Annotated in this window: 2 tRNA genes and 2 rRNA genes; all 4 read right to left on the reverse strand. The window is 50.4% G+C overall.

Going from position 1 to position 1893, the window contains the following annotated elements:
* Nucleotides 1-277 (reverse strand): 23S ribosomal RNA (locus IEX29_RS26310); the annotation flags it as partial.
* A 274-nt stretch (nucleotides 278-551) separates the two neighbouring features.
* Nucleotides 552-624, reverse strand: a tRNA-Ala gene (locus IEX29_RS26315).
* A gap of 20 nt (nucleotides 625-644) precedes the next feature.
* A tRNA-Ile gene (locus IEX29_RS26320) sits at nucleotides 645-721 on the reverse strand.
* 102 nt (nucleotides 722-823) lie between these two features.
* Nucleotides 824-1893: ribosomal RNA gene (locus IEX29_RS26325) — 16S ribosomal RNA — on the reverse strand; the annotation flags it as partial.

Below are 1893 nucleotides of genomic sequence, written 5' to 3' on the forward strand. Positions count from 1 at the left end.
TGGTTTGGGCTCTTTCCGTTTCGCTCGCCGCTACTCAGGAAATCGATTTTTCTTTCTCTTCCTCCAGGTACTGAGATGTTTCAGTTCCCCGGGTCTGCCTCATCTACCCTATGTATTCAGATAGATGTCCTGTTCCATTACGAACAGTGGGTTCCCCCATTCGGAAATCCCCGGATCAAAGTTTACTTACAACTCCCCGAGGCATATCGGTGTTAGTCCCGTCCTTCATCGGCTCCTAGTGCCAAGGCATCCACCGTGCGCCCTTATTCACTTAACTAAGTTTATGAATAAGTTTGCTGATTACTTTGTAATCAGTTGTGTTGCTATATCTATAGCTTTTTTGCCTTATTTCTAAAGTTTGATGTCGTTGTTACTCTTATTTAGTTTTCAAGGTACAAAAAGAGAGATTACTCTCTCAAAACTGAACCAAACAACCAAGTACAAAATTCCGTTATATATCCTTAGAAAGGAGGTGATCCAGCCGCACCTTCCGATACGGCTACCTTGTTACGACTTCACCCCAATCATTCGTCCCACCTTCGGCGGCTGGNTGGAGCCTAGCGGGATCGAACCGCTGACCTCCTGCGTGCAAGGCAGGCGCTCTCCCAGCTGAGCTAAGGCCCCATAACAATATATAAGTTAGATGGTGGGCCTGAGTGGACTCGAACCACCGACCTCACGCTTATCAGGCGTGCGCTCTAACCGGCTGAGCTACAGGCCCATCTAATTTTTAAAGAGAATTACTCTCTCAAAACTGAACCAAACAACCAAATACGATGGCCCACACGATGTGGGTTATGTCGATGTCCTTTTTAATCCTTAGAAAGGAGGTGATCCAGCCGCACCTTCCGATACGGCTACCTTGTTACGACTTCACCCCAATCATTCGTCCCACCTTCGGCGGCTGGCTCCATAAGGTTACCTCACCGACTTCGGGTGTTACGAACTCTCGTGGTGTGACGGGCGGTGTGTACAAGACCCGGGAACGTATTCACCGCGGCATGCTGATCCGCGATTACTAGCGATTCCGGCTTCATGTAGGCGAGTTGCAGCCTACAATCCGAACTGAGAACGGTTTTATGGGATTTGCTTGACCTCGCGGGCTTGCTTCCCTTTGTTCCGTCCATTGTAGCACGTGTGTAGCCCAGGTCATAAGGGGCATGATGATTTGACGTCATCCCCACCTTCCTCCGGTTTGTCACCGGCAGTCACCTTAGAGTGCCCAACTAAATGCTGGCAACTAAGATCAAGGGTTGCGCTCGTTGCGGGACTTAACCCAACATCTCACGACACGAGCTGACGACAACCATGCACCACCTGTCACTTTGTCCCCGAAGGGAAAACTCTGTCTCCAGAGCGGTCAAAGGATGTCAAGACCTGGTAAGGTTCTTCGCGTTGCTTCGAATTAAACCACATGCTCCACCGCTTGTGCGGGTCCCCGTCAATTCTTTTGAGTTTCAGCCTTGCGGCCGTACTCCCCAGGCGGAGTGCTTAATGCGTTAACTTCAGCACTAAGGGGCGGAAACCCCCTAACACCTAGCACTCATCGTTTACGGCGTGGACTACCAGGGTATCTAATCCTGTTCGCTCCCCACGCTTTCGCTCCTCAGCGTCAGTTACAGACCAGAGAGTCGCCTTCGCCACTGGTGTTCCTCCACATCTCTACGCATTTCACCGCTACACGTGGAATTCCACTCTCCTCTTCTGCACTCAAGTCCTCCAGTTTCCAATGCACGTTTACAGTTGAGCTGCAAGATTTCACATCAGACTTAAAGAACNGGTTGAGCCGCAAGATTTCACATCAGACTTAAAGAACCGCCTGCGAGCGCTTTACGCCCAATAATTCCGGACAACGCTTGCCACCTACGTATTACCGCGGCTGCTGGCACGTAG

Source organism: Oceanobacillus neutriphilus (assembly GCF_014645515.1).
Taxonomy (GTDB): domain Bacteria; phylum Bacillota; class Bacilli; order Bacillales; family Amphibacillaceae; genus Oceanobacillus; species Oceanobacillus neutriphilus.